The organism is Geobacillus sp. DSP4a (assembly GCF_013096875.1).
Classification (GTDB): Bacteria; Bacillota; Bacilli; order Bacillales; family Anoxybacillaceae; genus Geobacillus; species Geobacillus thermophilus.
On sequence record NZ_SDLD01000072.1, the window covers coordinates 1 to 8,230 of the forward strand.

At 46.5% G+C, this 8,230-nt stretch carries 5 protein-coding genes, 1 tRNA gene and 1 pseudogene; 1 reads left to right on the forward strand and 6 read right to left on the reverse strand.

Features of this window, described 5'->3' with window-relative positions; translation table 11 throughout:
* Positions 1-284: 284 nt before the first annotated feature.
* Positions 285-434 (forward strand): annotated as a pseudogene (locus ETC02_RS17855) (site-specific integrase); the annotation flags it as partial.
* Positions 435-566: 132 nt separating this feature from the next.
* Here the strand turns inward: ETC02_RS17855 and ETC02_RS15720 are convergent.
* From ETC02_RS15720 to ETC02_RS15745, 6 genes are all read right to left on the reverse strand, one after another.
* Positions 567-642 (reverse strand) — tRNA-Arg (locus ETC02_RS15720).
* Between the two features lie 219 nt (positions 643-861).
* Positions 862-1,692 (reverse strand): TetR family transcriptional regulator, encoded by an 831-nt coding sequence (locus ETC02_RS15725; protein WP_171698405.1) that lies wholly within the window; start codon positions 1,690-1,692, stop codon positions 862-864.
* 491 nt (positions 1,693-2,183) lie between these two features.
* The gene (locus tag ETC02_RS15730) at positions 2,184-3,164 is read right to left on the reverse strand and encodes a restriction endonuclease (protein ID WP_050368574.1); all 981 of its coding nucleotides are present in this window, start codon (positions 3,162-3,164) and stop codon (positions 2,184-2,186) included.
* Positions 3,165-3,335: 171 nt separating this feature from the next.
* Entirely contained in the window at positions 3,336-3,854 is a 519-nt protein-coding gene (locus tag ETC02_RS15735) for a hypothetical protein (RefSeq protein ID WP_171698406.1), read from the reverse strand.
* Positions 3,855-4,078: 224 nt separating this feature from the next.
* Entirely contained in the window at positions 4,079-7,033 is a 2,955-nt protein-coding gene (locus ETC02_RS15740; RefSeq protein ID WP_171698407.1) for a type III restriction-modification system endonuclease, read from the reverse strand.
* Positions 7,034-7,036: 3 nt separating this feature from the next.
* Complete coding sequence (locus ETC02_RS15745) at positions 7,037-7,981, reverse strand: site-specific DNA-methyltransferase (RefSeq protein ID WP_371810219.1); 945 nt, start codon at positions 7,979-7,981, stop codon at positions 7,037-7,039.
* Positions 7,982-8,230 lie beyond the last annotated feature (249 nt).

Consider the following 8,230-nt stretch of genomic DNA (forward strand, 5'->3'; position numbering starts at 1 on the left):
GGCCGGCCTCCGCCTGATGACGAGACCGAACGAGGGAATGTTGGCGCGAAGACGCCCGGAGACATGGGAGGGTTCGTCCTCATCAGCGACGCGGAGATCCAAAGGGTGCATCGAATATGCTTCCCCCTTCGACAGGAAAATATAACCAGCCGTGGCCGCGAAGCGCACCCTAGGTCTGTAAGATATCCACAAAACTGAAAAAGGATGTAAGGGATTTTGTCGAAAAATATTTTTTGGACACCCCTGAGAGGCCGAAAAGCCTTGATAAATCAACATTTCTAGAGGGAGTGAATATCAAATACGTTTCCCGGCGGCTGGGGCATAAAGATATTGTAACCACTTTACAAACGTACTCGCACATTTTAGATGAGATGGAACAAAAAGAGTCTCGGCAAGTTGACCTTGCAATGGAGGAGCTGTATCATGCCAAATAGCCGTGCAAAATTCGCGCAAAATTTTTTCGGATTCTATCGTTTTTTTGGGGATTCCTAAAAAATGAAAAATGACCACAAACGCAGTCATATCAAGGGGTTCGGCAATCTCAACCCGAACGAATCGTATGTAGATGGCGGCCCCGAGAGGATTCGAACCTCCGACGCACGGTTTAGGAAACCGACGCTCTATCCACTGAGCTACGGGGCCATATGGCTCTCCTTTTTCATTCTATCCATCTGCGCCTAAAAATTCAATAGCTGATAGACAAACAAAATAGAGAACTCCACCCCCGATCTCTCCAAAGTTCGCTCTTCGTTCCCAGCAATTTGGATTCGTCGGCTTGGATCGACCCACGTTTTCCCGCGGAACGTTCAAATCGCCTGCCCAAAACGTCTTGCCCGATGCGGAAAAACAGCCACGATCATCTTACCATGACGTCCCGTATTCGTCTGGATTGAGAATCCTATGCACCCTCGCGGCATCATCCTCGACACTCACAAAGTGGTTCGTTTCCTTCGGCCCCAGTCCTCGAACCGCCCCATGAAGACGCCCGATTTTCTCCAGCGTTCCGTTTCCGATGTCCCAGCTGTACACTTCCTCCTTTGCATGATAGCTGTGGCCAAAATACGCATAGTTCCCCCTCACACATACAGCGGTCGATCCGCGCAGCTGCTCGGGTGCTTTGTATCTCCGCACCGTCTTTTTGCAAGGATCCACCTGAATAAGCGAAAAATCATCATAAGGAAAAAGCCACAAGGTCGAATACTTCCCTTTGCACATCGCATAGCAGTCAATGATCATGGGGCGGTCTGTCAAATGGGAATGATATTGGAATATCGGAGAACCGTCCAATCGAAACAAAACCAATCCTTCCGTCGAAATTCCTTTGCCGAACACGCCTTCATCAAAGTAGCCGATCCAGATCCCTTCTTTTCCAATCGCTATGTCTTCAATCCCATCGCCGCCGCAAAAGGAATGTTGTACATTTCCATGCAGATCTACCAAAAACACATTATGGCTGATTCCGTCACTTCTCGCATCCGCCAGCAAAAAGCGCTCACTGTCGACCCAGCGAATGATGGGAAAGCGAACAGAGACGTCCGGATGAAGAACAGTTCCATTCACGACGCACTCCAACCGCCGACGGCTTCTTTGCACGACGATCCATCCCCACCGATCGCTCCAATCCGCATCGATCAGCCGAATCCCGCTTCGTTCCGACACAATGGAATAGAACGTATAAGTGACGATTTGCAACATTCATCCCCTCTCAAAAACACCATCTTTACAGCCACACACCGCCATTGCCCTTGCATTTAGACGCCCCGTCTGCACGGCAACGCGAAGCGATGGGATTCGCCGCAGCCTTGAACCGCTGCTTCCCTGATCGCAGGCATGACGACCTTCTCCGTCCACCGCCCTTGCAAACACCGCAACTTGATCAGCGTTCTTAGGGAGCACCATCCGCACGACGAACGGTTGGCCGTTTATCATCATCAACATCCTTGGCCGAATCGTCCCCCACGTGGAAAGAACGGTTCCTCACGAAAGAAACCAACATAAGGAATACCATTCGTGAACATAAGGTCGAAATCCTGCATGAATGAAAAAATGGAGAGCTGGGGAAAGCTCTCCGTTTTTCGCTTGTGTGTTCCATCCAAGCCAATACGGCGAAATCCTCGCCCTTAACAGAAATCCCCTGAATAGGGAAAACATCCAGCAAACGGGAAATCGGCCCCAAACGGCTTTTATTCAGGCACATACATTTTCTGCAACGGAAGCAATGCCCTCGCATCGCTGGGCATGTTCTCATACCAATGGACAATCAAGTTGACCAGCTCTTCCAAATCAATCAGTTTCACGGAATTATGTTTGGCGACTGCCTCTGCGTGGGACGTAAAACCGCCTGTTGAGACGAACAGGCAATTGGCATCAATCGGGTTGGCCCCGAGAAGTTGCTGGATTTCCGGAGCCGAGGCGGCGCTTTTGCGATGCTTCACTTGCACCTTGATTACAGGTTTTTCAAAGCCAAACGCGTCCTTATAGGCGAGCACATCCACACCGCCGTCAGGGCCTTTCGGGCTTACTTGCACATTGTACCCCATTGCTTGAAGCAAGCCCGCCACTAAATCTTGCATTTGCCACGGATCAAGCTTGTCCACTTTGTCTTGGATCATCATCAACGCTTTTCCAACAAGGTCTTCAACGATTTCTTCCGTTTCCCCCTCTTCAGGTCGAGGTTTGGAGAATGGTTCACTGTGTAAACGCTGCTCGATTTCATCGCCCCATTCGTCCACTCGAAACACCGTCAGCGTCGAACCTAAACTGTTCTTCGCTCCGTCTGACAGCGAATCCCTTGGAACTGTCGCATTTTCCCATTTTACCCGGATGATGTTCGGATAATAGGGATGCCCGATGGAGGGATCGTAACGATGCTCTTCTGTCACGGTTCCAACAATGTACTCCCTTTTCTCTTTTGAATATGTGATCACTCGATCGCCCTTTTTGATTTCATGGGCAAACCGCCATACTTGATTCACCCAACTCGTTCTCGATTTTGGTTTTGACTCGGCAAACACTTCATCCGCCTTTCGCTGCAGCTGTTCTTTCGACCGAAAGCGCTTCGGATCGCCCAATCTCGCCCAACCGATCGATGCGATGCCCTTTTCCAGCCAAAGCGGAATCAGTTCATTGCGGTCGCCCGCGCGGATCATCCACCATTTTGACATCCGGGTTCCTCCTTTTGGCAAAAAGAAATCGCTCCGTGAAGCAGTCATTCTTCTAAAAACAGGAGCTGAAACAATGAGCCTATAGCTCACCGCTATAGGCACTACATTTAAGATGTGCCAAAACGAACAAACCGTATAACATAAGCCCATCCATCGGTGTTCTTCACCTAATTACAAACTGTTTAATCGATTTCGTTCAATTTTGATCGTATAATCTTTTCCATCCAATACATCTGCGCGCTTGCTGCCGTAGAGGCGAAGCTTGGGAGAGTCTTTCACCGCTTTTATGGAAAGCCGCGGAGTTCCCCGCACTTGTTGTCTTTGCAGGTCGACACACTCGAGAAACTCATTCCAACGGACGATGGCAATCACTTGATTGGAGTCACTCGGCTGTTTCTGTGCGCAGACAAATGCAAACACGATTTCTTTTTCCTGGCTGTGTTCGAGATCAATCTTGTTAATTTCAGCAATCTCATGATCGCTGAATACAAACGACCAAGTGAAATCTTTGGAGCCGGATGGATTCGTGTTGTATTTCGTGTACATAATATAGCTCGCTTTATTCGTCGTGACTTCATAAATTTGTCGGTTGTCATTTTCCTTTTCAAACAGCGCCGGCGCCAACCCGCCATTGACCAGCGCGGAAAGAAGCGCTCCATAGTAATAATCCGCTTTACGAATCGTTGCCATCCCGTGACCCCTCCCTTTGTCATAGATAAAAAGATTCGATTGATTTGATTGTATCAACTTTTGTAAAACATTGCCGTCGAACTTTGTCGACCAGCAAAAAAATACAAAAAGAGCGGTGCGTTACCGCTCTCCCTTTCTATATCTGATAGATTTATTGCCCAAAGCAGTTTGCGGGCGAATACGTAAAGATACTAAAGCCCGCGGCTTCTGTTTTGTCCCCACCTTCAACGGCTTAAGGCCCGCAACATAAACCGCTCGACATCATTCTCCGGTCCGATGAATTCCACGTCTGTTCCGATGGCTTGGAAGTGTTTGCGGGCGAAGGCAATTTTCGCTGCTTCACCGGGACGCAGTTCGTCCTCCCATTCCTGTCCTTTCGTCTCGAGGACGAAGTACAGTTTTTCCTCTCCATCCTTTTCGATGACAAGCGCCCAGTCGGGATTGTAGGAACCGATCGGGGTGTCTATTTTAAACCAGCTTGGCAGTTTGACGTACACTTTTACGTTCTCATCGTGTTCAAAACGTTTGGCGAACCGCTCTTCCACATCGGAATCGTAAAGGATATGGTCAAACGGCGATTTTTCGCTCGGGATGGCGTTGTCGTTCAAATAGGCGAGCAGCTCTTCGTTTTGGAACAGTTCGACCGCGTAATACGCATCATCACCAATTTTGTAATATTTCACGCCATCTTTCAGCAACAGCCTCATTTGGCGCTGGATGATGTTCGCCACTTCTTCAATAAACTTTTGCGGATTGTTTTTGAAATCATCGAGCCGTTTGCAGCCGGTTAAGATGCGGACAATCGTCTTGCGTGTTAAATTCGTGCGGTTTTGCAGCTCGGTGATGACATCCGGAAGCGTATGGTGCAAGCTCACGTAATCCTCCACTTTTTCGCTGACCACCTGAGCCTGTACGCCTGTCACATGATCAATTTCCACCCGTCCTTTCCGGCTGACAATGCGGATTTTTTCAATGGGCTTCATTTCCTGAATGGCGGCGATGCACAAGTCAATGAGCTGTTCGCTGTCAAAATCGACCGAATAGACGGTTTTGTATTTGATTTTGTCCCACAATTGCCGAAACTCTTCTTGATTGAGAACCGCCATATTGACATTGACTTTTTTCTTTTTCGTCCCATCTTTGATCGGCAATGCTTGCAAATGGCGTTTGATCTCTTTCACGATGGACAATCGCCACGGCTGGAATTCGTCGCTCAGATGGAGATCATAGTCTTCAATGGCTCGTTTGAGTTTTTCCGTTGCTTTGCCCTGTTTGTCAATATAGCCGTTTTGTTTTAATTCCTCATACAGCTTCAATGATAAATCATAACCCATTTGCACCGGCTCTTCCGTCTTCTCATCGACATAGACGAGTTTAGCAAATATATGTTTTTCAATTTTGCCGAATTTGACTCCTGTTTCTTCTTCTATTTCTTTTTGCAGCGTCGCAACAAACTCTTCGTACGATTCGTTCGCCATGACCGTTAGCGTGTTGATATGATAGTCTTGCACACGCTCCCCGTTTTGGTTGACAGCCAGACGCAATCCGCGTCCGATTTCTTGGCGTCTCGATACGTACGTTCCCGCGGAGTCTTTCAGCGTGCAAATTTGAAAGACGTTCGGGTTGTCCCATCCTTCGCGAAGCGCCGAATGGGAGAAAATGAAGCGAAGCGGCTCATTGAGGCTAAGCAGCCGTTCTTTGTCTTTCATAATGAGATTGTATACATCCGTATCCGCCTCTGTATTCCCTTTCGTATCTTTCAACCGTCCTTTTTTGTCTTGCGCGAAATACCCGTTGTGCGCTTTTTCCACATCCTTATCAATGCCTGGGTCATCCCAGAGCGGGCGGTATTTCGGTTTTTGGATCAAATCCTTATATTCTTCCTCAAACATCACCGCATATTTTCCTTTAATCGGATTGCCATCTTTATCATAATCACGGTAATGGGCGACTTTGTCGATAAAGAAAAGGCTTAACACTTTAATTCCGCGCGGGCGAAGCTGCAGCTCTTTGTTCAAATGCTCTTCGATCGTTTTGCGGATTTGATACCGCTTTATCGCATCATCGTCAATATCGCCGATCGCATCACCGACCCGCAGACGATAGCCATTTACTTCAATCGCTTCGTTTCCTTCCGTCCAATCAATCTGCTCGACGATATAGCCACGATACAATTCTCGTTCCCCGGAAATATCGTACAAATCGTCTCCGTATTTCACCGTTTTCGTCGTCCGCTTCACCTTTCCGCGCGATTCGACGTCCAGTTCGATCTTCGCTTTTCTTTCCTTTACCTCGATTAGTTTTATGTACGGTACGTTAAAAGACGGCTCGGAACGAACGGACATCACTTCGATTTTTTTGACGAGTTTTTGATTATACGCGTCGACTGCATCGAGGCGATACACCATATTATATTTTTCCACATGCGTCGCCGAGTAGCGCAGCGTGCAAAGCGGATTGAGCGAAGCGATCGCTTCTTTTGATTTCGGCGTCGTATCGACGCTTTGCGGCTCGTCAATAATAACAATCGGGTTCGTCTGTTGAATAAATTCGATCGGGCGATAGCCGTTCAAACGGTCGTTCGGACGGTGAATGACGTTCGCTTTATTTTCTTTTTCCGGATCTTCAAAGCTTTTACGGAACGCGTCAATATTAATGATCATGATTTGGATTGTTGTCGCTGTCGCAAAGTTACGGACTTGATCGAGTTTTTGCGAATCGTAAATAAAGTATTCTACTGGCGTATGGTCATACAGTTCATTGAAATGGTCCCTCGTAATTTGCAGCGACTTGTACACCCCTTCGCGAATCGCCACGGACGGAACGACAATGACAAATTTCGTAAATCCGTAATGTTTATGCAATTCGTAAATCGTCCGTAAATAGACATATGTCTTCCCCGTACCTGTCTCCATTTCAACGGTAAAATGCATGCCATCAAGCCGCTCACTGCGCGGCAGGCCGTTTTTCATTTGAATGTCCTGCACGTTTTTTAAAATTTCTTCCGGCGTAAGGTCGAGCCGATTCCCTACACCTAAATCCGTTTGAATCATCCCCGCGTTTGGTCCATACGAAACGGTGAAGTTGGACTGGCTCATTTCTTGCCCTTTAAAAATTTGCACAACGGAATCAATCGCCCGCTTTTGATAATCCAAGTCCGCGATAAACTTCAGCTTCATCGGTTACACACTCCTAACATCCGTGATTCCGTGCTTTTTCAATGTTTGAATCGCGTTCGTTTTCACGGCGTCGCTAATAAAGCCAGACTCTTTGAAAATGACTTTCGGCGGCATATGCTCGGATTGATATTTCAACATCTCCTGAACGATATCCAAATCAATGTCATCTTCTAAACATACTAACACGGAACCATAGGCAACGTTATAAATCGTTTTGCCGTTATAATCAATTTCTTCAATCGGTGTGGTGAGCGGCAACCCGATTTTCAGTAAAATCTCATACAACAAATCTTCTTTCGTGCGGTCTTCTTTAATGTTATCCTGCAAATCGAAAAGGGTTTGCTCCAAGTTATCGAAATCAGGATCCCATGTTTTCACGTTGGAAGAATCGAGCTTAAACACTTTAAAGCCAATATCTAAATCCGTTTTTCCCGTTTCCTGAACGATCTTTTCACCAGCGCGGCGGATGCGTTCTTTGCCGATTTCAGATAAAACAGGCGGTTTACTAATGGATTTTAAGTATTCATAAGTTTTCTTTTGCTGGTCATCGCTCGGATCCAGAAATTCATCTAACTGAACCATAATAAATTTTCTACTACCATGATCTTGCGCATTTAAAGTCATCACAGCTTCTGCAGTGGCAGCGGATCCAGCAAAAAAATCTAAAACTATCATTTCCTTATCATAATAACCTAATGTATTAATCAAATATTTCACTAAACTTACTGGTTTAGGGTAACTAACCACCCCCTCTTCTCCAAAAAGTAAGAGACATTCTTCATAAGCATCCTCATTTGTCCCAATATTCAGCTTATTATCTAGTAAAGTTGGTGGTCTTTTTACTTTACTTTCTTGGTCAAATTTTAGCACATTAAAACCAAATTTACTCGATAGTGATACTGAAGTGCCTAATTTTAATTCTTCATCTAGTTTACTTTGCGTCCACACAAATGGTCCATTGGCTGTAATCTTAGATCCTGAATCCGTGACAAAACATCTTTACAATGGTCGCAAACCGTTGATACGATAAGGGAAAACGACGTTGACGATTCTTCATCAAGTAGGTGATATGATGAAAGATTTCCCGATTCGGTTTGTATTGACAGATGAAGCGATTACCCCAAGTGCTGGGCTTGCTCTCGTTGGCTACTTACTCCATCGAACGAAACTGGATAAACGGGTAAACGCACTTCGGCT